Annotated in this window: 21 protein-coding genes and 1 pseudogene; 10 read left to right on the forward strand and 12 right to left on the reverse strand. The window is 71.7% G+C overall.

The genetic code is table 11. The features are described 5' to 3' along the window. The first annotated feature begins 97 nt into the window (after positions 1-97). Together ACZ6SA_RS31220 and secA2 are read left to right on the forward strand one after the other, a co-directional pair. Positions 98-982 (forward strand): DMT family transporter, encoded by an 885-nt coding sequence (locus ACZ6SA_RS31220; RefSeq protein WP_465832174.1) that lies wholly within the window; start codon positions 98-100, stop codon positions 980-982. A 154-nt stretch (positions 983-1,136) separates the two neighbouring features. Beyond that, positions 1,137-3,320 carry an accessory Sec system translocase SecA2 gene (gene secA2 / locus ACZ6SA_RS31225; RefSeq protein ID WP_465832176.1) on the forward strand — a complete coding sequence of 728 codons (2,184 nt, stop codon included), beginning with the start codon at positions 1,137-1,139 and terminating at the stop codon, positions 3,318-3,320. An 18-nt stretch (positions 3,321-3,338) separates the two neighbouring features. Here the strand turns inward: secA2 and ACZ6SA_RS31230 are convergent, their stop codons facing one another. After that, positions 3,339-3,935 (reverse strand): nucleotidyltransferase, encoded by a 597-nt coding sequence (locus ACZ6SA_RS31230; RefSeq protein WP_347647063.1) that lies wholly within the window; start codon positions 3,933-3,935, stop codon positions 3,339-3,341. Between the two features lie 111 nt (positions 3,936-4,046). On the opposite strand from ACZ6SA_RS31230, the pseudogene ACZ6SA_RS31235 reads away from it, so the two are divergent. Together ACZ6SA_RS31235 and ACZ6SA_RS31240 are read left to right on the forward strand one after the other, a co-directional pair. Then, a pseudogene (locus ACZ6SA_RS31235) lies at positions 4,047-4,358 on the forward strand (DUF1360 domain-containing protein); the annotation flags it as partial. Positions 4,359-4,455: 97 nt separating this feature from the next. Then, entirely contained in the window at positions 4,456-4,605 is a 150-nt protein-coding gene (locus tag ACZ6SA_RS31240; RefSeq protein ID WP_165959640.1) for a GPGG-motif small membrane protein, read from the forward strand. A gap of 301 nt (positions 4,606-4,906) precedes the next feature. Here the strand turns inward: ACZ6SA_RS31240 and ACZ6SA_RS31245 are convergent, their stop codons facing one another. The 9 genes from ACZ6SA_RS31245 to ACZ6SA_RS31285 form a co-directional block, all read right to left on the reverse strand. Then, complete coding sequence (locus ACZ6SA_RS31245) at positions 4,907-7,507, reverse strand: GH116 family glycosyl hydrolase (protein ID WP_465832179.1); 2,601 nt, start codon at positions 7,505-7,507, stop codon at positions 4,907-4,909. After that, positions 7,504-8,172: a hypothetical protein gene (locus tag ACZ6SA_RS31250; protein WP_465832181.1), complete on the reverse strand. Its 669-nt coding sequence runs from the start codon at positions 8,170-8,172 to the stop codon at positions 7,504-7,506. The genes ACZ6SA_RS31245 and ACZ6SA_RS31250 overlap by 4 nt, the downstream gene beginning before the upstream one ends. Continuing rightward, positions 8,169-9,044 (reverse strand): carbohydrate ABC transporter permease, encoded by an 876-nt coding sequence (locus ACZ6SA_RS31255; RefSeq protein WP_465832183.1) that lies wholly within the window; start codon positions 9,042-9,044, stop codon positions 8,169-8,171. The genes ACZ6SA_RS31250 and ACZ6SA_RS31255 overlap by 4 nt, the downstream gene beginning before the upstream one ends. Then, a complete protein-coding gene (locus tag ACZ6SA_RS31260; RefSeq protein ID WP_465832185.1) occupies positions 9,041-9,973 on the reverse strand; it encodes a carbohydrate ABC transporter permease in 933 nt (310 codons plus the stop codon). The genes ACZ6SA_RS31255 and ACZ6SA_RS31260 overlap by 4 nt, the downstream gene beginning before the upstream one ends. Then, positions 9,970-11,295 carry an ABC transporter substrate-binding protein gene (locus ACZ6SA_RS31265; RefSeq protein WP_465832187.1) on the reverse strand — a complete coding sequence of 442 codons (1,326 nt, stop codon included), beginning with the start codon at positions 11,293-11,295 and terminating at the stop codon, positions 9,970-9,972. The genes ACZ6SA_RS31260 and ACZ6SA_RS31265 overlap by 4 nt, the downstream gene beginning before the upstream one ends. A gap of 145 nt (positions 11,296-11,440) precedes the next feature. Next, on the reverse strand, positions 11,441-12,466 hold the full coding sequence (locus tag ACZ6SA_RS31270; RefSeq protein WP_465832189.1) for an NAD(P)/FAD-dependent oxidoreductase: 1,026 nt from the start codon (positions 12,464-12,466) through the stop codon (positions 11,441-11,443). 107 nt (positions 12,467-12,573) lie between these two features. Next, positions 12,574-13,314 carry a metallophosphoesterase family protein gene (locus ACZ6SA_RS31275; protein WP_347647056.1) on the reverse strand — a complete coding sequence of 247 codons (741 nt, stop codon included), beginning with the start codon at positions 13,312-13,314 and terminating at the stop codon, positions 12,574-12,576. Continuing rightward, the gene (locus tag ACZ6SA_RS31280) at positions 13,298-13,546 is read right to left on the reverse strand and encodes a BON domain-containing protein (protein WP_347647055.1); all 249 of its coding nucleotides are present in this window, start codon (positions 13,544-13,546) and stop codon (positions 13,298-13,300) included. Before ACZ6SA_RS31280 ends, ACZ6SA_RS31275 begins: the two co-directional genes overlap by 17 nt. A gap of 44 nt (positions 13,547-13,590) precedes the next feature. After that, entirely contained in the window at positions 13,591-14,643 is a 1,053-nt protein-coding gene (locus tag ACZ6SA_RS31285) for a DNA topoisomerase IB (protein WP_465832192.1), read from the reverse strand. 54 nt (positions 14,644-14,697) lie between these two features. Here ACZ6SA_RS31285 and ACZ6SA_RS31290 point away from each other — a divergent pair, with 54 nt between their 5' ends. From ACZ6SA_RS31290 to ACZ6SA_RS31300, 3 genes are all read left to right on the forward strand, one after another. Further along, the gene (locus tag ACZ6SA_RS31290; RefSeq protein WP_465832194.1) at positions 14,698-14,955 is read left to right on the forward strand and encodes a hypothetical protein; all 258 of its coding nucleotides are present in this window, start codon (positions 14,698-14,700) and stop codon (positions 14,953-14,955) included. A gap of 7 nt (positions 14,956-14,962) precedes the next feature. Next, entirely contained in the window at positions 14,963-15,976 is a 1,014-nt protein-coding gene (locus tag ACZ6SA_RS31295) for an SDR family oxidoreductase (RefSeq protein ID WP_465832197.1), read from the forward strand. Positions 15,977-16,067: 91 nt separating this feature from the next. Then, on the forward strand, positions 16,068-17,894 hold the full coding sequence (locus ACZ6SA_RS31300; protein ID WP_465832199.1) for a transketolase: 1,827 nt from the start codon (positions 16,068-16,070) through the stop codon (positions 17,892-17,894). Positions 17,895-18,056: 162 nt separating this feature from the next. Here ACZ6SA_RS31300 and ACZ6SA_RS31305 read toward each other — a convergent pair whose 3' ends face one another. Together ACZ6SA_RS31305 and ACZ6SA_RS31310 are read right to left on the reverse strand one after the other, a co-directional pair. Further along, positions 18,057-18,440, reverse strand: a complete 384-nt coding sequence (locus ACZ6SA_RS31305) for a ChaB family protein (RefSeq protein WP_347647050.1) — start codon at positions 18,438-18,440, stop codon at positions 18,057-18,059. Between the two features lie 13 nt (positions 18,441-18,453). Further along, positions 18,454-18,735, reverse strand: coding sequence for a hypothetical protein (locus ACZ6SA_RS31310; protein WP_347647049.1), 282 nt, complete (start codon positions 18,733-18,735; stop codon positions 18,454-18,456). A gap of 37 nt (positions 18,736-18,772) precedes the next feature. Between ACZ6SA_RS31310 and ACZ6SA_RS31315 the strand changes: the two genes are divergently transcribed. From ACZ6SA_RS31315 to ACZ6SA_RS31325, 3 genes are all read left to right on the forward strand, one after another. Further along, the gene (locus ACZ6SA_RS31315; protein WP_347647048.1) at positions 18,773-19,285 is read left to right on the forward strand and encodes a shikimate kinase; all 513 of its coding nucleotides are present in this window, start codon (positions 18,773-18,775) and stop codon (positions 19,283-19,285) included. Positions 19,286-19,294: 9 nt separating this feature from the next. Beyond that, positions 19,295-19,849, forward strand: coding sequence for a GNAT family N-acetyltransferase (locus tag ACZ6SA_RS31320; protein WP_347647047.1), 555 nt, complete (start codon positions 19,295-19,297; stop codon positions 19,847-19,849). A 106-nt stretch (positions 19,850-19,955) separates the two neighbouring features. Beyond that, positions 19,956-23,591 carry a WD40 repeat domain-containing serine/threonine protein kinase gene (locus tag ACZ6SA_RS31325; RefSeq protein ID WP_465832203.1) on the forward strand — a complete coding sequence of 1,212 codons (3,636 nt, stop codon included), beginning with the start codon at positions 19,956-19,958 and terminating at the stop codon, positions 23,589-23,591. The last annotated feature ends 4 nt before the right edge of the window (positions 23,592-23,595 follow it).

Consider the following 23,595-nt stretch of genomic DNA (forward strand, 5'->3'; position numbering starts at 1 on the left):
GCGGCTTTCCTGGCATTTCACGGGTCTGACAGATCCGTGAGTGGTTGCTGCCCGCACGCCGGGCCCATCCCAACCACTCCATCCGGAGCAATCTGTCATGACCCATGTCTCCGCGCGGCGGGGCGCCTTCTACGTGACCATGGCCGCGACCGCCTGGGGCACCGGCGGCGCCGCCGGTGCCCTGCTCTTCCAGGCCGGCCAGCTCGGCCCCGTCGGCGTGTCCCTGTGGCGTCACCTTCTCGGCGCCGCCTTCCTCCTCGTGATCGTCCGCCGCTTCGTCCTGGCCGACCACCTCGACTGGCGGGTCCTGCCGGTCGGGGCCGGCATGGCCGTCTACCAGACCGCCTACTTCGCCGCGATCGCCCACTCCGGCGTGGCCGTCGCGACCGTGGTGACGATGGGCGCGACGCCCGTCCTCACGGCCGTGGGCAGCCGGATCTTCCTGCGCGAGCGGCTCGGCCGCGGAGCGCTCCTCGCGCTGGCCGCCGCGCTGGCCGGCCTCGTCCTGCTCACGGTGGGGCCCGCGTACCACGCCGCGGCTCCCTCGGCGGGCTCCCCCGTCGCCGGGGTCGCCTTCGCGCTGGCCTCGGCCACCGGGTACGCCGGGGTGACGTTGTTGTCACGGCGGCACAACGACCGCGACCCGCGGAGCACGGCCATCGGCGGGTTCGCCGTGGCCGCGGTGTGCCTGGCTCCGTTCGCGCTGGCGGAAGGCGTGGTGCCGGACATCAGCTGGCCGTCCATGGCACTGCTGATCTATCTCGGCGCGGTGCCGACGGCGCTCGCGTACGGGCTGTACTTCGTGGCGCTGACCGCGCTGCGGGCCACCACGGTCGCCGTCATCTCGCTCGGCGAGGCCGTGGGCGCGGCGCTGCTCGGCGTGGCGCTGTTCGGGGAGCGGCTCACGCCACTCGCCTGGACCGGCTGCGCTCTGCTGCTGGCCGCGGTGACAGTGCTCGCGCTCCGGGCCGAAGAGGGGTGACTCGGGCGGGTGCGTTGTGACGGTACAGGCCGCCGGATGAGTTAAGGTCCGGTACGGCGGCGCTTGCCGTATCGTCGCTCCGCTCCCACCCCTTGGCCGAGGGAACGGTCTCGGCGAAGCGTGCGTTGGAGGAACTGTGGCGTCAATCTCGGGAATGCTGAGGAACCTGCTGGATCGCCCGGGCGGAGTGCCTCTGGCCCCCTACCAGAAGACCGTCAGGGCCGCCGGATCGCGAGCCGCCAAGATCGGTGAGCTCGACGAGCTGCCCAAGCCGGAGATGGACGATCTGGCCGGGTTCTGTGCCATCGTGCGCGAGGCCGCGGACCGCGAGCTGGGGCTGCGCCCTTACGACGTGCAACTGCTGGGCACGCTGGCCCTGCTCGACGGCAAGGTCGCGGAGATGGCGACCGGTGAGGGCAAGACGCTTTCCGGCGCCATGGCCGCGGCCGGCTACGCGTTGCAGGGCAAGCGCGTCCACGTGATCTCCGTCAACGACTATCTCGCCCGGCGCGACGCCGAGTGGATGGGGCCGTTCTACGCCGCGCTCGGCGTCAGCGTGGGCTGGATCGGCCAGAACTCCACGCCTGAGGAGCGGCGCGAGGCGTACGCGAAGGACGTCACCTATGGCCCGGTCAGCGAGATCGGGTTCGACGTCCTGCGCGACCGGCTGCGCACCGACGCCGCCGAGCTGATCGTGCCCGCGCCCGAGGTGGCGCTGGTCGACGAGGCCGACTCCGTGCTCGTCGACGAGGCCCGCGTGCCGCTGGTCATGGCCGGCGCGGCCGACCCCGGCAACGCGGTGCCGGAGATGGCGGCGCTGGTCAGGCAGCTCGTCCGCGGCTACCACTACGAGATCGACGAGCAGGCGCGCAACGTCTACCTGACGCCCAAGGGCGCCGACAGCGTGGAAAACCTGCTGGGCGTCGAGCTCTACGACGAGCACGAGCCCGGCACCCTCATCGAGCTCAACCTGGCCCTGCACGCCCACGCCCTGCTCGCGCGCGACGTCGACTACATCGTGCGCGACGGCAAGGTGCAGCTCATCAACCCCTCGCGCGGCCGGGTGGCGTTGCTCCAGCGCTGGCCCGACGGCCTGCAGGCGGCCGTGGAGGCCAAGGAGGCGCTGCCGCCGAGCGAGAAGGGCGAGATCCTCGACTCGATCACCGTGCAGGGCCTCATCCGCCGCTATCCACAGATCTGCGGCATGACGGGCACGGCCGTGGCCGTCAGCGAGCAGCTCGGCGAGTTCTACGGCCTCAAGGTCGCGGTGATCCCGCCCAACCGGCCGTGTGTCAGGACCGACGAGCCCGACCGCATCTACCCGACCGTGCCCGACAAGGACGCCGCCCTGGTCGAGGAGATCCAGGAGGTGCACGCCACCGGCCGGCCCATCCTCATCGGCACGCTCGACGTGGCCGAGTCGGAAAACCTGGCCAAGCTCCTCCAGCGGCGTGGCCTGGAGCCGGTGGTGCTCAACGCCAAGAACGACGCGGAAGAGGCCGCGATCATCGCCAAGGCCGGCGAGCGCGACGCCGTCACGGTCTCCACCCAGATGGCCGGCCGCGGCACCGACATCCGCCTCGGCGACGGTGTGGCCGAGCTGGGCGGCCTCTACGTGATCGGGTCAGGCCGCCACGCCAGCAGCCGGCTCGACGACCAGCTGCGCGGCCGGGCGGGCCGCCAGGGCGACCCGGGCGGCTCGGTCTTCTTCGTCAGCATGCAGGACGATCTGATCACCCAGTTCGTCCCCGACGAGCGGCCGCCCGCGGCCGACCCCGACGGCATCGTCCGCCACCGGCGCGGGGCCTACCTCGTCGGCCACGCCCAGCGCGTCGCCGAGGGCGTCAACCTGGAGATCCACCGCAACACGTGGCGCTACACCCGCCTGCTCGAGCACCAGCGCGAGCTCATCCTGGAGTGGCGCGACAAGGTCCTGCACGGCGACGCCGCCTCCAAGGCGCTGGCGAAGGCCGACTCCGAGCGCTGGGAGTCGCTGCCCGAGGACGCCCGCGACGAGACGGCCCGCCAGATCGTCCTGCACGCGATCGACCGCTGCTGGACCGAGCACCTGGCGTTCCTGACCGACCTGCGCGAGGGCATCCACCTGCGGGCGCTCGGCCGGATGAGCCCCGTCGACGAGTTCCACAGGGAGGCCGTGGCCGAGTACAAATCGCTGCTGGCCGAGGTGGAGCGGCGCTCGCTGGAGTCGTTCGAGGCGCCCGAGCCGGATCTGCGGCGGCCCACGGCGACGTGGACCTACCTCGTGCAGGACAACCCCTTCGGCACGGAGTGGGACCGCATCCTCAAGCGCGTCACCGCCGCCACCCGGCGCGGCTGAGCGCGTCACAGGAGACCGTCAGGGCCACTTGGGGTCGCCCGACGGCACGACCGGCCCTTCCAGCACGCCCAGCCGCTCCAGCAAGGTGAGGAACGTCATCGCGTACGGCGAGTCCTCTATCACGGCCGCGACCCGCGGCCAGTCGACCTGCTCGCGCAGCGCGCGCACCTGCGACAGCAGCGCACCGTAGTCGCAGGCGTGCTCCGACAGCGGCAGCAGCCACGAGATCACCAGGTCGGTGGCCTCCAGCACGGGAACGATCACGGCCGACGCCTTCAGCGGCTCGGCCCTGTCGAGCAGCTCGTCGGTGATCGCCAGGTCCGACACCCGGAAGATCAGATCCACCAGGCGGCCCTCGTCGTACGCCTTGACCAGCCAGTCCTCCGGCGGCTTGGCCGTCTGGAAGCCCAGCCCGCGCAGCGCCTCCAGGGCGGCGGGCACGTCGTGCTCGGTGACCACGAAGTCCACGTCGTGCAGCGACGGCGCGGCCCCTCTGGCGTAGGCGGCGCAGCCTCCGGCCAGCGCGAATTTCACTCCGGCGTCCTTCAACCCGGAGCTGGCGCGCTTGAGGGTGTCGAGGATCGCGTCCGTGACCGCGTGACCGTGGCTGCTCATGGTTTCGGGCTACCCACACGATCCCCCACTAGGCGTTGTGTTATAAGGGCTCTCGCGCGAGTACGCCCTGGGCCTGGGGGCAGAGCGAGGAGCATATGACCGAAATCCTGGCTGATGGCGGCCTGCACGCACAAGGTGTCACGGCGGCTGGCGAAGGACCCCGTCACCAGCCCGCTCCGGGCGCCGTTCACCCGCTACAAGGGCGGCGGCGGGCCCGCCGAGGTGCAGGAGAAGCCCCGCGGCCCGGTGGGCGAGCTGCTCGCCTGCCCGCTCTGCCTGTCGCAGTGGGTGGCCACCGCGTACGCCGCCGGGCTGGTGCTGGCGCCCAAGGTCACCCGGCTCGTGGGGGCGACGATGACCGCGGTGGCGATCTCCGACTGGCTGCAGCTCGCCTACGCGAAATTGATGAAGTCGGCCTCTTGAATGACGCGGCGATAAAGGCGCGGCCCGATGTTTCTCGTTCTCGCCTCCGAGCGGAAAAACATGTTAAGCGGCCACCCCTCAGGGCAGAGGCGGAGTCATGGCTACTTTGCTCTGGATCATCGCGGTAATTCTCGTCATCTCCGGGATCTACGTGATCCTCGCCCGCCGCGACCTCCTCTGGGGGATCGTGCTCATCGTGCTCGGTTTCCTGGTCGGGCCCGGCGGGGTCAGCATCTTCAATGTCTAGGGGCGCCACCCGAATGGCTCCCCGCCCGACCCGACCGCTGGGCCGATTCCCCGAGAACGGTCCAGCGGTTCTCCTTCTCGCCGGAATAACGCAACAAACAACCGGAGTACGCATACGTTTCCCTGTGCGTTCTGCGGAGAAGCGCGGTGTTGGTGTCGTCGCCGCCAGATGGACCAGGTCAGGCGGTGCTCGGGGTCCCGTCGCGGGTCGGGGATGACGCCGTCCCCGATGGTCTGCTCGGGGATGTGGGCCAGCTGGGCATCGCCGTACGCGATCGCCAGGAACCACAGCAGTCCCGCTTTCAGACTTCTACGGTCAGCTCCTCACCCCGCGCCACGACGACGGGCTGCGCGTGCCCGCCGGCGCTTTCACCGTCCGGGCCGACCAGGGCGAGGCGGTTCAGGTCGAACCGGCCCGACGCGCACTCCAACGTCACCGCCACGCCGCTGCGGCGGAGCGTGCCCCAGCCCGTGCCGGTCACCACCGGCCACGACCCCCCGTCCGGCGGCAGCGCCACGCGCAGCGTGCCGGTGGTGGCGTCCCAGCTCTGCCCGGTGATCACGTCGAGGACGCTCCAGCCGGCCAGCGCGCGCACGTAGTGGTCGCCGCACTCGATCTTGTTGTACGGGTTGCGGCGGCTGCCGTCGTAGCGCGCCCACAGGCCGGAGAGGATCGCGTCGCCCTCCTCCTGCAGCCCTTCGTACAGGCAGTGCGCGGCGACCTGGTACTCGATCCCGGTCCACACCTCGTCGGCGTAGCGGGTCGGCACCGCGGGCCGTCCCCCCTCCGGCCAGGTGCACATCAGCAGGCCGGTGTCGTCCTCGTCGGCGAACACCCGGAAGACGTGGTCGAAGTCCTTGAACCCGGTGCGGAGATTGTGCCGGACCACCGCGCGCAGCGCGGAGAGCACGTGCTCGCGCGGCAGCAGGTAGCCCAGGTCGAGCTGGTGCGCCCACCACTGGCCGATCACCTGGTCGGCCAGGCAGCCCGACTCCCACTGGAACTCCCGCGACTCTCCCGGCTCCAGGACCTGCGTGTAGTACTCGCCGTTCCACAGCAACTCGTCGTAGGCGGCGCTGCCCCGCTCGAACAGCCCTCGCAGCTCGGTCGCGAAGTCCGGCTCGCCGGTCAGCCGCGCCATCTCCCCGGCCGCCCGCAGCGCCGCCAGCCACAGGGTGCCCATGAAGCTGTTCACGCCGCACAGGTCGATGTCGTGGGTGCTCGGCTGGATGCCGCGCAGCACACCGGTGCCGTCCGGGTCCCACTTCGCGCGGATGTGGTCGAGCAGCCTGCGCACGTTCGGCCAGTACCGCCGGAGCCAGTCCTCGCCCGCGCCCTGCCGTACCTCGCGGTAGGTCTTCAGGACCGTGCCGAGCATGCCGTCCAGCGCGGGCTCCTCCGGGCCGCCGATGATGACGTCCCAGAGCTGGGGCAGGTACGTCGGGGAGATCACCCGGTGCGGGATGTAGCCTTCCGGGGCCTGCATCACGTCGAACTCGGTCTCCCGCATGCTCCGCTCCAGCGAGGGGAACAGCCGGGCCAGCGCCTGCTCGTAGTTCCACACGTGGGTGCAGTTGAGCGGGCACGATCCGCCGGCGTCGCCCGCCCACATCACGGTCGACGCCCCCTGCACGCCCTCGAACCCGAAGAACGCGCCGTCGGCGGTCTGGAAGCAGCTCGGGCTGCGGATGATCGCGGCCTGCGCGGCCATCCGCTCGGCGGTGTCCGCGGTCAGCGAGCCGCTGGTCAGCGTGTCGGTCCAGGCCCGCGAGTCGGCCTCCAGGTCCGCCCAGTTCGCGCCGAGGTGCTCCGCCACCGCCACCGCGTCGGGGAACGCGGTGGCGTAGGCGTTGCCCAGCCAGAACCGGGTCGGTCCCCATTCGGTGTGCTGCGGCCCGAACTGGGTGAAGTTGACGTAGCGGTTGGGGAACCACCAGGTCATGACGTACCGGATCTGGACGCGCTCGCCCGGAGCCAGCCGGAACGGCACCGCCAGGCCCGCGTTCCAGGTGCGCCCGGCCGGGCTCGGACCCTCCGCCGGGTTGGGCCCGCTGACCATGGTGTCCGCCAGGTATGGCACGTGCCGGCTCCGGGCGGCGTCCACCGCGGGCGCGCGTCCCCGCAGGTACGCGAAGAACTCCTCCGGCTCGCTCCACTGCGGCAGCGCGCCCGCGGCGGCGGAGTCGGCGCAGAGCACCATCTGCCCGGCCCCCGGGTGGGCGGCGGGCAGCCCGGCGTTCTCCATCACCACGGCGGTCCACCCGCCGTGTCGGCGGACCCGGTTGGTGTTGCCGCCGTAGCCGGGGCCGGCCGTGCCGGTGATGGGGCTGACCCCGTCGTGGCCGACGGCGTTCTGCAGGGTCGCGCCGAGCTGGCCGTGGATCGGCAGGTCGTCGATGTTGGTCAGGGTGAAGGTGAACAGGGCCGCGGGCAGCGAGCTACGCGCCACATCCAGCGGCACCAGCGGGGTGAACGCCTCCAGGGAGACCCGCACCGGCAGCGAGGCGTCGCGGTAGTCGATCCGCGCGAACGGGTAGGTCGACTCAAAGGTCGTCCCCTCCACGCCGCGCTCGCGGGCCAGCAGGTCCCGCTGCCAGCCGGGCACGTGGTCGTCCGTGACCAATGGCGTGCCCGGCCCGTCCACTGGCGGAGCGGCGAGTACGCGCACCTCGTCCAGCGGCGGCTCGATCCGCGTGGCGCGCAGCGCGAAGAACGACCCTGGCAGGTCGCCTTTGTGGTTGCCGATGTTGTGGAGCTGCCACTGGCGCAGCGCCCCGTCGGCGCAGAGCGCGACGTTGCCCGTCCCGATGCCGCCCAGCGGCATGGCGATGTGGCGACCGTCGCCGTGCTCGATGCGTCGCGGTGCGGCGGCATCCGGCCGGGCGGCGTTGCGCGGGGTCATCGGGTGGTCCTCCCCATGGTCGGTTGTGCGGACGTGGTCGAGGTGAAGGCGGCCGCGACCATCACCAGGGCGAGGGGGGCAGGGAAGAGCAGCAGCAGCGAGGCGGTCAGGCCGGTGGCCGCCTGCACCGCCAGCACCGCCACCGCCGGTACGGCCAGCACCCTCACCGGGTTGCGGGCCACCAGGTGCAGTGCGCCCGCCCACAGAGGCGCGCCGCGCAGCTCCGGCCGGTGCAGCGCCAGCGGGAGTGCGACGCAGGCGCCCAGCCCGGTCACCACGGTCAGGGCGCCGCCGAGCGCGAGCGGCACCAGCACCCACGCCTGCCGGGACTGCGCCCAGACCTCCAGGCTGACCAGCGTCAGCGCGGCGATCCCCGCCGGAACGGCCGTCACCGCGACGCCGCGCGCGGACGCGGAGCGCAGGCAGCCGAGCCAGTCGCGTACGGTGGGCTCCTCGCCGTGCCACATCCGCACGGCGAGGTGGACGAGGGCGGCCAGGGGCGCGCCGATGAGTACGGCGGCGGCAGCCACGGAGATCGGTGTCAGGCCGGGGCCGGTCAGCGCGGTGGCCGCCGCTCCGGCGCAGGCCGCGACGCTGCCCGCGAGCAGCGCCGGTAAGGACGGCCAGGCGGCCCGGAACAGCCGGGGCAGGGACGCACCGCTCATCCGCGGATCCCGGAGATCGCGATGCTGGCCGCGAAGCTGCGCTGGAACGCCAGGAAGAGGATCAGCACCGGCAGCACCACCATGGTGATGGCCGCGAAGACCACCACGGTGGGGCTGGTGCCGAAGCTGCTCTGCAGCGTGACCAGGCCCAGCGGGAGCGTCATGTTGTCCGGGCTGTAGACCAGGATGAGCGGGGCGAAGTAGTTGTTCCAGGACGCCTCGAACGCGAGGATGGCCAGCGCCGACAGGGCCGGGCCCGACAGCGGCACCAGCATGCGGAACAGGATCCACAGGTGACCGGCTCCGTCGATCTTCGCCGCGTCGTCCAGTTCCCTCGGGATCGTGTTGAAGTACTGCCGCAGGAAGAAGATCGCGAACACGTTGATCAGGGCGGGCAGCCAGAGCGCGGGCAGGGTGTCCACCAGCCCCAGGTTCCGCATCATCAGGAACACCGGGATGATCGTGAGCTGCGGCGGGACCATCAGCGCGCTGAGCATGGCGATGAACATCACGCGGCTGCCGCGGAACTCCAGCCGGGAGAACGCGTAGGCCGCGAGCACGCTGGTGAACAGTGACCCGGCGGTGGCCGTCACGGCGACCACCAGCGAGTTCATCGCCATCCGGCCGAACGGCAGCAGCTCAGGCACCTCGGCGAAGTTGTCGAGCGTGAAAGGGCTCGGAATCCACTTGGGCGGCAGGGTGAACGCCTGGCCGGCCGCGGTCAGGCTGCTGCTGACCAGCCAGACCAGCGGTGCCACCATGATGATCCCCACGACCAGCAGCGCCGCGTCGATCACCACGGAGCCGGTCCGCCACCGCCTCCGCCGTGGCGTGCCCACCGTCGTCGATGTCGTCGATGTCGTCGCTGTCACTGCTCGTGCACCCATCGTTTCGACATCCAGAACTGGAAAGCCGTGACGCTCATGATCACGATGAAGACCACCACGGCGACCGTCGAGGCGTAACCGACGCTGAAGCTCTCGAACCCGGTCTGGTAGAGGTACATGACGATGCTCATCGTCGAGTTGTCCGGTCCGCCCTGCGTGATGATCTGCATCGGGTCGAAGATCTGGAATGCGCCGATGAACGTGATCACCGTGGCGAAGAACAGCGTCGGCGACATCATCGGCACGGTGATGTGCCAGAACACGTGCCAGCTGCTCGCCCCGTCCACCCGGGCCGCCTCCACCAGCCGCTCCGGCACGGCCTGGAGTCCGGCCAGCATGATGATGAAGGTGAACCCGATGGTGTGCCAGAAGTCGATGCCGATGATCGCCGGCAGTGACCAGGCGGGGTCGGCGAACCACGACGGCGCGGTGATGCCGAGCACCCCGAGATAGTGGGTCACCAGCCCGAAGTTCGGGTCCAGGACGTACTTCCAGAGCAGCGAGACCGCCGCCCAGGAGATGACGAACGGAAAGAAGATCGCGGTTCGCACGAAGTAGGACAGCACCCGGTTCTTCATCCGGTTCACCGCCACGGCCAGCAGCAGGCCGCCGACAATGTGCGTGACCACGGACGCGAAGGCGAAGGCGAAGGTCGTGCCGAGCGCCTTGATCAGCAGCGGGTCCGCGAACAGGTTGGCGAAGTTCGCCAATCCCACGAACCGTGCGGGGGTCAGCAGGTCCCAGGAGTACAGGCTGAGGGCGAACGCGAAGACCAGCGGGCCGGCCACGAAGATCAGGAAGAGCAGCAGGGCCGGGCTGATGAAGACGTATCCGGCGAGTGACCGTCGCGGCCGGGCGGCCCGCCGCGCTCCGCCGGAGGAGATCCGGCCGGAGGCGAGAGTCGGCGCGGTCACAGCAGCCCGCCCAACTGCCGGTTGGCCTCGGCGAGCGTCGCAGCCGGCTCTCCGTTGCCGCTCAACACCTTCAGCCACGCCTCCTCGATGATCTTCTGCGCCTCCGGGCCGCGGTCGGGGGAGGGGATCGGCGTCGCGTACGAGATCGCCTCCGCCAGACGCTCGCTGTGCTCGGAGGCGTTGCCGGTGAACGCGGGGCCCTCGGCGACGGACCTGCGTGCGGGGACGATGGTGCCGCCGATCGACGCGAAGAACGTGGCCGCCTGCTTGGAGATCAGGAACTTGATGAAGGTCCACGCCTCCTGCTTGTTCTTCGAATCTCGAGTGATGGGCCAGCCGTCCCAGCCCACCGGGGAGCCGTCGGTCCGCCTGGTCGGAAACGAGACCACCAGTGTCTTGCCGACGATGCCGAGCCGGCGCAGGTCGATGACGGGCCACCGGCCGCCGTTGAGCGTCGCCAGCTTGCCCTGGGCCAGCGCGGTCGCCGCGTCGAACTGACCTCCCGGCTTGGGCGCGAGACCCGCGTCGATGAGGCCCTTGACGAAGGTCACCGCCTCGATCGCCTCGGGGCTGTCGAACGTCGGCCGCCGCCAGGTGGCGTCGAATGTGCTGGCGCCGTTCGTGGCCAGCCACGGCATGATGCCGCCGAAATAGCTCAGGTCGGTGGGGACGAGGAAGGCGCCCGTCGCGGCCTTGACGCGCTCGCCGGCGGCCCGGAACTCGTCCCAGGTCCACTTGCCGTCCTCGGGCAGTTCGACGCCGGCACGGGCGAACACCTCGGTGTTGGCGTAGAGGACCACGGTGTTGTACCCGCCGGGCATGTAGTACGTACGGCCGTCGTGGGAGGCGTAGCGGGTGTTCCAGTCGATCAGGTTGGGATCGATGTCGGCGAAGTAGTCGTCGACGATCTTCTGGTCCGCCTTGATGTAGGGGTCGAGCGGTTCGAGCAGTCCCTTCGAGGCGAAGATGCGCTGCCCCTCGGTGGCGACCTGGATGATGTCGGGAACGTATCCGCCCGCGATCCGCGTCGCCACGGTGTTGGCGAACACGGCCCAGTTGCCGGCGGGGATGGCCTGCGCGACCAGTCGGATGTTCGGGTTGACCTTGTTGAACTCGGTGAACAGCGCACGGAACTGCGCCTGCTGGTTGGCGTCCCCCATGTAGACGAAGGTCAGCGTGCCCTCGCCGGTCCCGCCGCACGCGGTGGTCAGTATGGGGAGCGCCGCCGCGGCTGCCGCGGCCTTGAGCACGCCGCGCCTGGTCGGGTCGCCTCCCCGGCCGCCGGGCGGTCCGACGGCCGGCCCGCCGGTGGTTTCCTCCATGGAGGGAAGTCCCTTCGGGAGCGGACGGGGAAATCGATTTCCGACAGCCTAGAGAAGTTGAACAGGGCCGTCAATAGAGCGTTGCGCCAAGCCGCGGCGCCCTCGGGCAGGAACGCATCGCACGGTCAGGTCGTCGCTGGGGAACTCAGCGGAACCGGTCCGGCCGGCAACCGGCGAGCTCGGGGGCAGGCAAGGCGGTGAGGATCTCGGACGCGGCAAGGCGGCCGGCTGCGGCGGCCAGGGTGATCGCCGAGTGCATCACGGTGATGTACAGACCCCGGGTGCCGGCGGGGCGGCCGATGACCGGTTCGCCATCGGCAGGCATGGGGCGCCAGCCGATCTCGCCGGAGACGATCTCCGTGTCGCCGGCGCCGGCGAAGGAAGCAGCGAACCGGTCGCGGACACGCCGGGCGGTCCCGAGCAGCGCGGCCTGGTCCGTCTCCCCGCCGTACGCCACGGGGGCGAGGACCGTGCCGTCGTCGAGCTGCCGGACCTCCAGTGACGGCGTCGCGACGATCGTCCGGACCAGGCCCGGCGTCGCGCGCAACCGGACAAGGACAGCGGGCGACGGCTCGACGGGCAGGTCGATGCCGATCCCCGAGCACAGGGCCACCGTGCCGGTACCGGCGGCCAGGACGACGGTCTCAGCGGGAACGGTTCCGGCGGTCGTCCGGACGCCGCTCACCGTGCCCGCCTGGTGGTCGAGGGCAGTCGCCAGCACGCCCGTCAGCAACCGCGCGCCTCGGTTTCGTGCTGCGGCGACCAGGAGTTCGGTCGCCGCGACCGGGTCGAACGCCGCATCTTCCGGACTATGGGCGGCCTCGGCCGGCGGATGGAGCAGGTGCGGTTCCAGCGCTCCGACGTCGTCGGTGCGCGCCCCCGGGCTCTCGTCGAAGCCGTCCCAGCTGATCGAGCCCGACCAGCGGATCGACAGTCCGGGAAGCTCCGTCTCCAGCCGCCGGTACTCGTCCAGTGCGAGATAGCGCAGCGGCGCCGAGGGCAGGTCGCTGACGGCCGGTCGTCCGATCCAGGCGAACGAAGCGCGGGTGGCGCCCGAACCAGGCAGGCCCGCATCGATCAACGTGACGGGTCGTCCGTGCCCGGCCAGGTGGTACGCCAGTGACGCCCCGACGATGCCGGCGCCGACCACGACGATGCTGCGATCTGTCATTCCAGCGTTCTAGCAGGTGGGGGCATCGCCGCGACACCGGATTTCGGCCACCGGAGGACTCGGCCTGTCGAGCGCGATGGCTCCATCGCATCTGTCCACCCTGCGCGTCAGAACCCGTTCTCGCATTCGAGGCAGTAAACGCCGTACGCCCGGCCGAGCACCGGCAGGGCCACGTTGCGCACCCGGATGCCGCCCGGCGTCATGCCCTTCGGGCTGCCCTTGTGCGCGTGCCCGTGGAGGACCAGGTCCGCGCCGGCCGTGTCGACGGCCTCCGCCAGGAGATAGCTGCCGAGGAAGGGGTAGATCTCCGGAGGCTCGCCCTCCAGCGTCTCCTTGACGGGCGAGTAGTGCGACAGCACCACGCGCTCGTCGGCCACGATCTCCTTCAGCGCGACCTTCCACGCCTCGGCGATGGAGCGGGTGTGGGCGACGAAGTTCTTGATCTCGCGCTCGCCGAACTCGCTGGCGCACTTGCCGGCGAACCCGCCGCCGAAGCCCTTCCCGCCGACGACGCCCAGCTTCGTGTCACCGCACTGGAGCACGACGCCGTCGTCGTCGAGCACGATCACCCCGGCGTCGCGGAGCTCATCTGCGATCTCGTCCTGCAGGTCGGAGTGGTAGTCGTGGTTGCCGAGCACGGCTACGGCCGGAATCGGCAGGTCGCGCAGCTCGTCGGCCACCACCTTTCCCTCCTGCAGCGTGCCGTGCCTGGTGAGGTCGCCCGCGAGCATGAACACGTCGGCGCGCTCCTCGATGCCCTCCAGCCTGCGCCGGTAGTGGCCCCTGCCGTCCTCGCCCAGGTGAATGTCGCCCACTGCGGCGATGCGCAGGTCAGTCAAGATGCTCATCCTCTCCTGGCTCGGTGGCGTCCACGATGTTGATCTCGTTGTGCACGCGGAGCTCGGGCGCGGTCTCGTGCGCCACCTGGCCGAGCCGCGTGCGCTGCTCGGCCTCGCTCACCTGACCGCGCAGGAACAGCTGGTCGCCTCTGATGTCCACGCGGATGCCCAGCTCGTTGGTGCGCCCGTCCTCGGCCAGCGCCTGCTGGACGCGGGCCGCGACGTACTGCGGAGCCTCCATCGCTGTCTCCTTCCCCTGTCGCCGCATTCCCGGGTATAAACCGGTCAAACGGCACGAATTAGGTCTATAACCGCCCGTTCCACCGTGCCCGCCGTGGCCAGCTGCCCGAAGTCGGCGTCCGCCCCGAGCTCGGTCAGCACCGCCGCGATGGTCCTGTCCCGCTCGTACGCCTCGACCACGCGCGGATCCACGTACGAGGCGCGCGCCACGGCGGGGGTGTTGCCCAGGTACTCGGCGACCTCGCGCATGACGCGCACGATCGCCTTCTGCTTCTTCGTCCGCCCCTCCGCGCCGGCCGGCCCGGACACCGCCAGCCCCACGGCGGCCAGCACCGTGGCGTGCCAGGTGCGGAAGTCCTTGGCCGTGACCTCGTACCCGATGATCTGGCGCAGGTAGTCGTTGATGTCCTCGCTCCTGATGTCGCTCCAGCCGCCCGCGTGCCGGTAGCGCAGCAACTCACCGTCCTCCCCGAGCGCCTTGAGCGACCTGAGCACCCGGCACGCCCCGGGATCGGCCAGCTCGACCTCGCGGGCGACGTCGCCCTTGGCCGGGTAGGAGCAGACGACCACGCCGCGGGCGCAGGTGACGTGCTCCATCCTCAGCGTGGCCAGCCCGTAGGTGTCGTAGCTCTCGCCGCCGATGCGGAAGAAGCCGATGTCGAGCAGGCGGGCGGCGGCGGCCAGCACCCGCCGCCGGGTCAGGCCGCGGCCCTGGAGCTGGTCGTCCACGGCCTTCCTGAACGCGGGCAGCCGCTCGGCCACCTCCAGCACCCGGTCGAACTTCTCCCGGTCCTGCTGCTCCCGCCAGACGTCGTGGTAGCGGTACTGCCTGCGCCCTGCCGCGTCCGTGCCGACCGCCTGCAGGTGCCCGTCGGGCGAGGCGCAGATCCACACGTCTTTCCAGGCCGGCGGGATCGCCAGCGCCTTGATCCGCTCCACCGTGGCGCGGTCGCGCACCGGCCCGCCGTCCGGGGCCACGTAGGAGAATCCCCGGCCGCACCGCCGTCGTACGATCCCCGGCTCGTTCTGGTCGCTGGGCCGCAGGTCGGGACCGCCGGCGCGGGGTCGCGGGTCCACGTTCTGGTCAGGCTCGGGCACCGGGCACGGCTACCCAGGACGTTACCTCGCAAACGGGACGGGCAGGTGAGCGGCATGTCTGAACACGGAGAGTGGCACGAGGAGAAGTCCAGCAGAGGTCACGCCATGGTGCCCGCCACCCCTCGCGACGTGGTGCACATCAGGGTGGGCTCGTTCCTGCTGGTGTTCCTGTTCGCGGTCGCGGTGCTCGGGCTCATCGCGGGCGCCCCGGTCATGACGGGCATCGCAGTCGTGCTGGCGGTGCTCACGGTGATCGACATCACGCTGGCCGTACGCCGCCAGAAGCAGCGGAGCGACGGAGAGGCGGGCTGATCCCGACATGGCGCAGTTGAGCGGGCGCGTAGTGGTGGTGACGGGCGCGAGTGGCGGGGTCGGGCGTGCGGTCGTCCGCGAGCTCGGGCGGCGGAGGGCCAGGGTGGCCCTGATCGCCAGAGGCACGGCCGGGCTGGGCGCGGCAGCGGTGGACGTGGGGGTCGAGGGAGGCAGCGGGCAGGTCTACGAGGCGGACGTGGCGGACTATGACGAGGTACGCAAGGCCGCTGAGAAGATCGAGGCGGAGATGGGCCCCATCTCGGTGTGGATCAACACCGCTTTCTCCTCCGTCTTCGCGAAATTTCAGGACATCTCCCCTGAGGAGTTCAGCCGTACGACGGCCGTCACCTACCTCGGCTACGTCTGGGGCACCAAGGTGGCCCTCGACCTGATGCGGCCGCGCGGCTCCGGCGCCGTCGTCCAGACCGGCTCGGCGCTGTCCCAGCGCGGCATCCCGCTGCAGTCGGCCTACTGCGGCGCCAAACACGCGATCAAGGGCTTCTCGGAATCGGTCCGCACGGAGCTGCTGGCGGACGGGAGCGACATCCAGGTCACGCTCGTCCAGCTGCCCGCCGTCAACACCCCCCAGTTCGAGTGGGTGCTGTCCAAACTCCGCCGCCACCCCCAGCCGGTCCCCCCGATCTACCAGCCCGAGGTCGCGGCGCGGGCGATCGTGTACGCCGCCGAGCACCCGGAGCGCAAGGAGTACTGGGTGGGAATGAGCACCGCGGCCACCCTCCTGGCCCAGCGCGTGGCCCCGGCCCTGGTGGACCGCTATCTGGCACGGACGGGAGTGAGCTCGCAGCAGACCGACGAGAAACCCCCCAGCGGCGTGTCCAACCTCTGGGACCCGGCCGACGAGACGACGGACTACGGCGCCCACGGCATCTTCGACCAGCGCTCCCACGCGCGCAGTCCCCAGGTCTGGCTCTCCCGGCACCGCCGGCCGGTCCTGATCACGCTGGCCGCGGGCACGGCCGCCGGCGCCCTCGCCACCCTCGGCCGGCGCCTGCGGCGCTGACCGTCCACGACAGCACCACAGACGACGGGGGCCGCCCGCGTCGAGCGAGGCGGCGGGGGTAGGGCGGGCCGAAACTCTCCAGGAGGTCATGATGGCCGAACACGATCTGCAGTTCCTGGCGGAGCTGGCGGCACAGCTGCGCGTCGACTCCGTCCGCGCCGCCGCCGCGGCCGGCTCGGGACATCCCACGTCATCCATGTCCGCGGCCGACCTGATGGCCGTGCTGTTCGCGAGACACCTCCGCTACGACTTCGACCAGCCGGACAACCCGGCCAACGACCACGTGATCCTGTCCAAGGGGCACGCCTCTCCCCTGCTGTACTCGCTGTACAAGGCGGCCGGTGTCATCGGGGACAAGGAGCTCCTGACGTTCAGGCGGCGCGGCAGCCGGCTGGAAGGGCACCCGACACCTCGGCTGCCCTGGGTGGACGTGGCCACCGGCTCGCTCGGGCAGGGGCTGCCGGTGGGCGTCGGAGTGGCGATGGCCGGGCGGCTGGAACGCATGCCGTACCGGGTGTGGGTGCTCTGCGGCGACAGCGAGCTCGCCGAGGGGTCCATCTGGGAGGCCGCCGAGCACGCGGGCGGCGAGGGCCTGGCCAACCTGACCGCGATCGTCGACGTCAACAGGCTCGGGCAGAGGGGACCCACCCGGCACGAGTGGGACACGGGCGCGTACGCGCGGCGCTTCTCGGCGTTCGGCTGGCACACGATCGAGATCGACGGGCACGACCCCGGGGAGATCGACTTCGCTCTGCAGGACGCCTGCAAGACGCGCAGGCGCCCCACCGCCATCCTGGCCAAGACCCGCAAGGGCGAGGGCGTGCTGGAGGTCGAGAACCGCGAGGGCGCCCACGGCAAGCCGCTCAAGGACGCCGACAAGGCCGTCGACGAGCTGGGCGGGCCGCGGGACGTACGCGTCACCGTGCGCAGGCCGGACGCGGCCGCCGAGCCGTACCGGTTCGGCTCCGGCCCGCTGGAGCCGCCCGCGTACGAGGTGGGCGAGCAGGTCGCGACGCGGACGGCGTACGGGGAGGCGCTGGCGGCGCTCGGCGCGGCCCGCGGCGACGTCGTGGCGCTGGACGGCGAGGTGGCCGACTCCACCAGGACCGAGGCCTTCGCGCAGCGCTTCCCCGAGCGGTTCTTCGAGATGTACATCGCCGAGCAGCAGCTCGTCGCCGCCGCCGTCGGGATGCAGATCCGCGGATGGATCCCGTACGCCGCCACGTTCGCCGCGTTCCTGACCAGGGCGCACGACTTCATCAGGATGGCCGGGGTCAGCCGGGCGTCGATCCGGCTGATCGGGTCGCACGCCGGGGTGTCGATCGGCGAGGACGGCCCCTCGCAGATGGGGCTGGAGGACCTGGCCATGATGCGGGCCCTGTACGGCAGCACCGTGCTCTACCCGTGCGACGCCAACCAGACCGCCTCGCTGATCGCCGAGATGGCCGGCGTCGAGGGCGTGTCCTACCTGAGGACCACGCGCGGCAGCACGCCCGTGATCTATCCGCCGGGCGAGCGGTTCCCCGTCGGCGGGTCACGGGTGCTGCGGCAGTCGAGCGGCGACCGGGCCACGATCGTGGCCGCCGGGGTGACCGTGCACGAGGCGCTGGCGGCGGCCGGCGAGCTGGAGACGGCGGGAGTCCCCGTGGGAGTGATCGATCTGTACTCGGTCAAGCCGCTCGACTCGGCGGTGCTGGTGGAGGCGGCCACCACCACGGGCAACCTGATCACGGTGGAGGACCACCGGCTCGAAGGCGGGCTGGGCGACGCGGTGCTGGACGCCGTCAGCGAGCTCGGGCCGCGAGTGGTGAAGCTGGCCGTGACCGGGCTGCCGGGGTCCGCCAAACCGGAGGAGCAGCTCGCCGACGCCGGCATCGACCGCCGCGCGATCGTGGAGGCCGTCAAGCGGGTGCTGTGACCCGCTCAGGCCGAGCTGCTCGCGCGGCCGGGTGCTCGCGCGGCCGGGCGGCCGGGTGTTAGGCGGGGCATGGAAAGGCCGGCGGTCGAGGGGGTGGCGCGGTGCCGCCTCCCTCTCCCGCCGGCCTCGTGACGAGCCGGCCGCCTCCGGACTGCGCGCCGGTCAGCGAGCCTTCGCCGTGGCCTTCCTGTTGGCCTTCTTGATCGCTGACACCAGCTCCTGCTTGGTCATCTTCGACCGGCCGCGCACGCCCAGCTTGGCGGCCACGCCCTGCAGGTGTTCCTTGCTGGCGTTGGCGTCGACGCCCTCGGCCGTCCTGCCGGACCGGTCCGTGGCGCCCTTGTCGGAAGGACCCTTCTTCGACTTCGGCTCCCAGTGGTCGCCGACCTTCTCGAAGGAGTGCTTCAGCGCCGCGAACGCCGTCATGTGGGCGCGCCGCCCCTCGCCGTACTCCTGCACTGCCGAGTCGTGCGCCTTGATCCACGTGTTCTGTGCCTTCTTCGGCGAGCGCCTGATGGTCGACGGCAGTTCTTCGACTGCTGGCATGTCGCTTCACCTCCTACAGCGGTGGTTCGTCGTAGTGACGCCGTTCCTCGTAGACGGTCGTCCTCCTGGCCTCGGGCTCCTCGTAGATCTCGTGACGGTGGACCGGCTCGTCGATGGGGCCGACCGCCCGGCGGGTGACGCTGATCCGGTAGATGCCGAACCCGAGTCCGACCAGGCCTCCGAGCATGAGGACCAGACCCACTACGTTGATGTCGAGACCGGCGAGGTCGAACTCGACGGCCCAGGTGAGGATCGCACCGAGCATGATGAGGATGATGCTTCCGGCGATGGTCATCTGATTTACCTCCTTAACACGAAGGACCTCTATCCACATGTCGAAAAACAAACCAGTCGTGGTGATCGGGCTCATGGGATCGGGCAAGACGACGGCGGGCGTGCTGATCGCCGAGGCGCTGGGGCGGGAGTTCAGCGACAGCGATCCGTTTCTGAAGTCGAGGTACGGCGGCACCGCCGCGCAGATCGCCGCCCGCGAGGGCGCGGCCGCGCTGCACCTCTACGAGGCCGAACACGTGCTGCGCGAACTGGCCGGCCCGCCCAAGGTGATCGCGGCGGCGGCGAGCACGGTCGAGGACCCCGAGGTCCGGGCGGCATTGCGGGCCGCGTTCGTGGCCTGGGTCGACGCCCCCGACAAGGTGCTGGCCGAGCGGATGCGTTCGAGCGACCACCGTCCCGACTTCGACCCGGCGGCCATGCGGGCCCGCCGCGAGGGCTATTTCCGTGAGGTGGCGGACACGGTGTGCGACGTCAGCGAGCTCAGCCCCGAGCAGGTGCGCGACAAGGTGGTGCGGGAAATGGGTTTGCCCGCCGGTGATCGCGACCGATAGGCAAGGGAGATGTTCGCCGAGAAACCCGTGCTGGAGGGCGCGCGCGTGACGCTGCGCCCGGTCGGTCCCGAGCACGCGGAAGGCCTGTACGAGCTGGTTCGCGACCCGGAGGTGCGGCGGCTGACCGGCTCGCACGGCGAGTTCGACTTCGAGGGCGCCCGCCGGTGGTGCGCGAGCCGGGCGCAGCACGCCGACCGGCTCGACCTGGCGATCATGACCGGCGACGGTTACGCGGGCGAGGTGGTCCTCAACGCCCTCGACCGCGCCAACCTGTCGTGCAACCTGCGCATCGCGCTGATCGGCCCTCGGGCGTTCGGCAGGGGCTACGGCACGGAGGCCATCGAGCTGGTCCTCGGACACGCCTTCGGCACGACCCCACTGCACCGGATCGCGCTGGAGGTCTACGCTTTCAACGACCGCGCACGACACGTCTACAAGAAGATCGGCTTCGTGGAGGAGGGCGTGAAACGTGACTCCTTGTTGTGGGGCGGCGCATGGCACGACTGCGTGATCATGGCGATGCTCCGCCCCGGGTGGCAGGCAAGATCCGGAACCCTGGCATAATGATCATGACGCATGGGTCCCCCGAGGCGCGCGGGGGACCTGTCGCGTCATTTCGGACAACCATTGGACGGTGTCGTGCATCTAAGCCTCAGTGACGATGCGCCTGGTGCCTGGTGACCCCGAGAGGCTTGGCGGCTACTGGCTGGCCGCCAGGCTCGGCGCGGGCGGGCGCGGCGTCGTCTACGACGCCTACGATGACGACGGGCGCAGGTTCGCCGTCACGGTGCCGCGCGGCGAGGCGGCGCCCGAGTCGCGGGGCGAGGCGGGGCGCCGGTTCGAGCGGGTGACCTGCCGCCACCTGGCCGAGGTGGTCGACGCGGGGGTCGACGGCGGTGTCCCCTACGTGGTGAGCGAGTTCGTCGACGGGCCCGACCTGCGGCAGGCGATCGCCCTGCACGGGCCGTACGAACGCGACGAGCTGCTGGCGCTGGCCGGCTCGCTGGGGGCCGCGATCGACGCGCTGCACGAGGAGAAGCTGACGCACCAGGGGATCAACCCGGAATGCGTGCTCCTGGCCGCCGGAGGTCTCAAGGTGATCGAGCTCGGCCTGCCCTCCTGCCGGCCGGTGGGCGAGACGTGCACCTACCTCGCTCCCGAGGTCCTGACCGGGGAGGAGGCGGGCGCGCCGGCCGACGTGTTCGCCTGGGGGGCGGTGGTGGTGTACGCGGCCACCGGGCGCGATCCGTTCCGCGGCGAGAGCCTGGGCGGCATCATGCACCGGCTGCTCACCTTCGACCCCGACCTGAGCGACCTGCCCGAACCCCTGCGCGGCCTGGTCGGACGGGCCCTGGCCAAGGATCCCGCCGACCGGCCCGCGGCGGCCGAGCTGCTGATCGGGGCAGGAGAGGTGCTTCGCCCCCCGGAAGGCCACGCGCGCCCGCGCTCGCTCGGCGAGGTGGCCGAGGAGGTCTACCAGTCGCTCACGCCCCGGCAGCAGGAGGAGGTGCCCGGGCTGCTGCTGCGCCTGCTCGACGGCGACAACCCGCACGACGAGGGCGAGGTGCTCGGCCCGCTCATGGACGCCGGCCTGCTGGTACGCCGGAGCGTGCGCGTGGCGCCGGTCGAGACGTCCATGGGCAAGCTCGTGGCCCTCAGCGACGACCGGGTGGCCCCGGCCAGCGCCGCCCTCTACCGCGCCTGGCCCAGGCTGCGCGGCTGGGCCGCGGACGAGCGCGAGAGCATGCACGTGCACCGCCGGATCCGGGTGGCCGCCCGGCAGTGGTCGGAGCACCAGCGGGGCCGAAGCCGGCTCCTGCGCGGCGAGGCCCTCGACTCGGCGCTCGGCTGGGCCGCGACCAAGCGCCGCCACCTGCGGCTCAACCAGCTCGAACGCGACTTCATCAACGACAGCGTGGCCCTGTCCAAGCAGCGCAGGAAGCTCCTCGCCCCCTCCGTGGTGACGCTCGGCGCGCTGCTGGCCGCGGCGGTGACGATGTCCGTGGTGTCCGTGTACGGCCAGTACGACCTGCGCGACCGGCTCCTCGACGCCGACGCGCGGTCCGTGGCCGCCAGGGCCGAGGCGATGCGGTCGAGCGACCCGCGCACGGCGATGCGGCTCAGCGTGGCCGCCTGGCGGTTGTCACCCGTCTTCGAGGCGCGGGCCGCGCTGCAGGCCTCGCTCGTCCAGCCGGAGCTGGGCGTGTTCACCGACCCGGCCGCCGACCTGCGCGCCCGCTACCTGCTGCGCGGGGACGAGCTGGTCCGGTGGGACACCGGCACGGTCACCGTCTGGGACGTGGCCCGGGGGCGGCGGCTCGCCTCGTACCGGCTGCCGGCGGGGATCGTGGCGCTGAGCGACGACGGGCGCCACGCCGAGGGGGCGGGTGGGAGGCCGCTCGACGTGGCGACCGGCCGGCCGCCGTCCCCGGCCGCCACGTTCGCGATCGCCAGGGCCGGCAGGACGCGGGTCTACCGGGGGTCGCAGGTGTTGTTCGACGTCGCCGACCGCACGGTGGCGCTCGCCCGCGACGGGTCAAGGGCGGCGTTCTCCCGGCTGGACGGGCGGGTCGAGATCTGGGAGCTGGCGCCGAAGGCCCGGACGGGGACGATCGAGGTCCAGCCGCTCACCGGCCCGGGCGCCGCGGCGCCCGCCCTCGCGTTCAGCCCCGACGGGACCACGCTGGCCGTGGCGGGGCGCGAGGGGGTCACGCTCGTCGCCGCCGGCCGCGCCGCCGCCCGTACACCGCGCTCCCAGCCCTCCGGGCCGCTGACCACCGCCACGGCCCCGGCGTCCCCTGCGCCTTCCACCCCGCCTTCCGCCCTGCCCTCCACCCTGCCCTCCACCCCGCCGTCCTCGCACCCCTCCGCCCTGCCTTCCTCCCCGCCCTCCACCCGGCCCTCCGCCCGGCCCTCCGCCCCGCCCTCCTCGGTCGAGAAACCGCCGGCGGCGGGCGACGGACGTCCCTCCACCGGCGCCCTTCCCGGCGGCGGGCGGCCGGGTGCGGACAGTGCGCGGTTCTCGCAGGTGAAGGTGCCCGGCGATGAGGGCACGACGCCTGGCGGTGTGGACGGGGTCAGGAGTCCCAGCCCTGAGAACGGCGCGGAGATGTTCCGTGCGGAGGAGCAGCGGGCACCGACCGAGACCGGCACCCTGGCCCTGGGCACGGTGGACGGCCCGCTGGACGGCCCGCCCGTCTTCAGCCCGGACGGCCGCCTGCTGGCCTTGCCGGGCGCCGGCGAGGTGCGGGTCTGGAACGTGGCCGAGCGCCGGGTCTCCGGCTCCTACCCGCTCAAGGCTCCCGGGCAGGGCCTGGCGTTCTCCCCGGACGGGCGCAGCCTGCGCTACCTGAGCGGCACCGGCTCGGTCGTCTCGCTGGACGTCGCAGGTCTCCCCGCCCCCTCCGACGCGGGCCGCACCGCCACCTTCAGCGGCAACGGCCGGTTCGCCGCCAAGGAGGTCGGCGACGCGATCGAGCTCACCGACACCGTCGCGGGCAGGACGCTCGGCCGGATCGCCGCCGCCGGCGACCTGGCCTTCGACGCGGGCGGGCGCCTGCTCGCCGTCACGGGCGACCCCGTGACCGTGTGGGAGGTGGCCGGCGCCAGGCAGGTCACCTCCATCGACGCGGGCGGCGACGTTGTCGCCGTGGCGCTCTCCCCCGACGGCGGCACGCTGGCCACCGCCCGCGGCAGCACCCTGGAGACGTGGGACGTGCGCGAGGGGCGGCGGATCAAGGTGTACGAGGGCGCGGGAGACCCGGCGCTGGCCTTCTCCCCCGACGGCTCGACGCTGGCCGCGGGCGCCAATCTGCTCGATCTCCGTACCGGCGGGATCACCCCGCTCGACCTCGCGGCGGCGCGGAACGCCCGGACCACGCCGACCGCCCTCGCCTTCTCCCCCGACGGCCGCACCCTGGCGTTCGGGCTGGACGGCGGCCGGGTGCTCCTCTGGGACGTGCACGAGCGCGAGCCGCGCGGCACCATCGGCACCGGCACGACACCGGTGGACGAGCTGCGCTTCTCGCCGCAGGGCGACCTGCTCGCGATCGACGCCGCCCGCACGTCGCTCTGGGACGTGCGCACGCTGCGCGAGGTCGGCGAGCTGGGATCCTGGGCCGCCGGGCCGGCGTTCAGCCAGGACGGCAGGCGGCTGCGCGGGGTGGCGCTCGACGGCACCGTTCGCGAGACCCCGGTCGATCCCGCGCTCACGGCGCAGGAGGTGTGCGCCAGGGCCGACGGCCCGCTGAGCGAGGAGGAGTGGAGCCGCCTGATCCCGGAGAGCGGCTACAGAGACATCTGCTGACTCG

The organism is Nonomuraea sp. NPDC049378 (assembly GCF_055586745.1).

Coding starts and splice junctions, on each gene's coding strand:
- ACZ6SA_RS31265 (WP_465832187.1), bottom strand. CDS start 11,295: ATGGAGGAAACCACCGGCGGGCCGGCCGTCGGACCGCCCGGCGGCCGG.
- ACZ6SA_RS31290 (WP_465832194.1), top strand. CDS start 14,698: ATGTCTGAACACGGAGAGTGGCACGAGGAGAAGTCCAGCAGAGGTCAC.
- ACZ6SA_RS31310 (WP_347647049.1), bottom strand. CDS start 18,735: ATGACCATCGCCGGAAGCATCATCCTCATCATGCTCGGTGCGATCCTC.
- ACZ6SA_RS31305 (WP_347647050.1), bottom strand. CDS start 18,440: ATGCCAGCAGTCGAAGAACTGCCGTCGACCATCAGGCGCTCGCCGAAG.
- ACZ6SA_RS31275 (WP_347647056.1), bottom strand. CDS start 13,314: ATGAGCATCTTGACTGACCTGCGCATCGCCGCAGTGGGCGACATTCAC.
- ACZ6SA_RS31250 (WP_465832181.1), bottom strand. CDS start 8,172: ATGAGCGGTGCGTCCCTGCCCCGGCTGTTCCGGGCCGCCTGGCCGTCC.
- ACZ6SA_RS31245 (WP_465832179.1), bottom strand. CDS start 7,507: ATGACCCCGCGCAACGCCGCCCGGCCGGATGCCGCCGCACCGCGACGC.
- ACZ6SA_RS31320 (WP_347647047.1), top strand. CDS start 19,295: ATGTTCGCCGAGAAACCCGTGCTGGAGGGCGCGCGCGTGACGCTGCGC.
- secA2 (WP_465832176.1), top strand. CDS start 1,137: ATGCTGAGGAACCTGCTGGATCGCCCGGGCGGAGTGCCTCTGGCCCCC.
- ACZ6SA_RS31315 (WP_347647048.1), top strand. CDS start 18,773: ATGTCGAAAAACAAACCAGTCGTGGTGATCGGGCTCATGGGATCGGGC.
- ACZ6SA_RS31295 (WP_465832197.1), top strand. CDS start 14,963: ATGGCGCAGTTGAGCGGGCGCGTAGTGGTGGTGACGGGCGCGAGTGGC.
- ACZ6SA_RS31220 (WP_465832174.1), top strand. CDS start 98: ATGACCCATGTCTCCGCGCGGCGGGGCGCCTTCTACGTGACCATGGCC.
- ACZ6SA_RS31280 (WP_347647055.1), bottom strand. CDS start 13,546: ATGGAGGCTCCGCAGTACGTCGCGGCCCGCGTCCAGCAGGCGCTGGCC.
- ACZ6SA_RS31230 (WP_347647063.1), bottom strand. CDS start 3,935: ATGAGCAGCCACGGTCACGCGGTCACGGACGCGATCCTCGACACCCTC.
- ACZ6SA_RS31240 (WP_165959640.1), top strand. CDS start 4,456: ATGGCTACTTTGCTCTGGATCATCGCGGTAATTCTCGTCATCTCCGGG.
- ACZ6SA_RS31300 (WP_465832199.1), top strand. CDS start 16,068: ATGGCCGAACACGATCTGCAGTTCCTGGCGGAGCTGGCGGCACAGCTG.
- ACZ6SA_RS31270 (WP_465832189.1), bottom strand. CDS start 12,466: ATGACAGATCGCAGCATCGTCGTGGTCGGCGCCGGCATCGTCGGGGCG.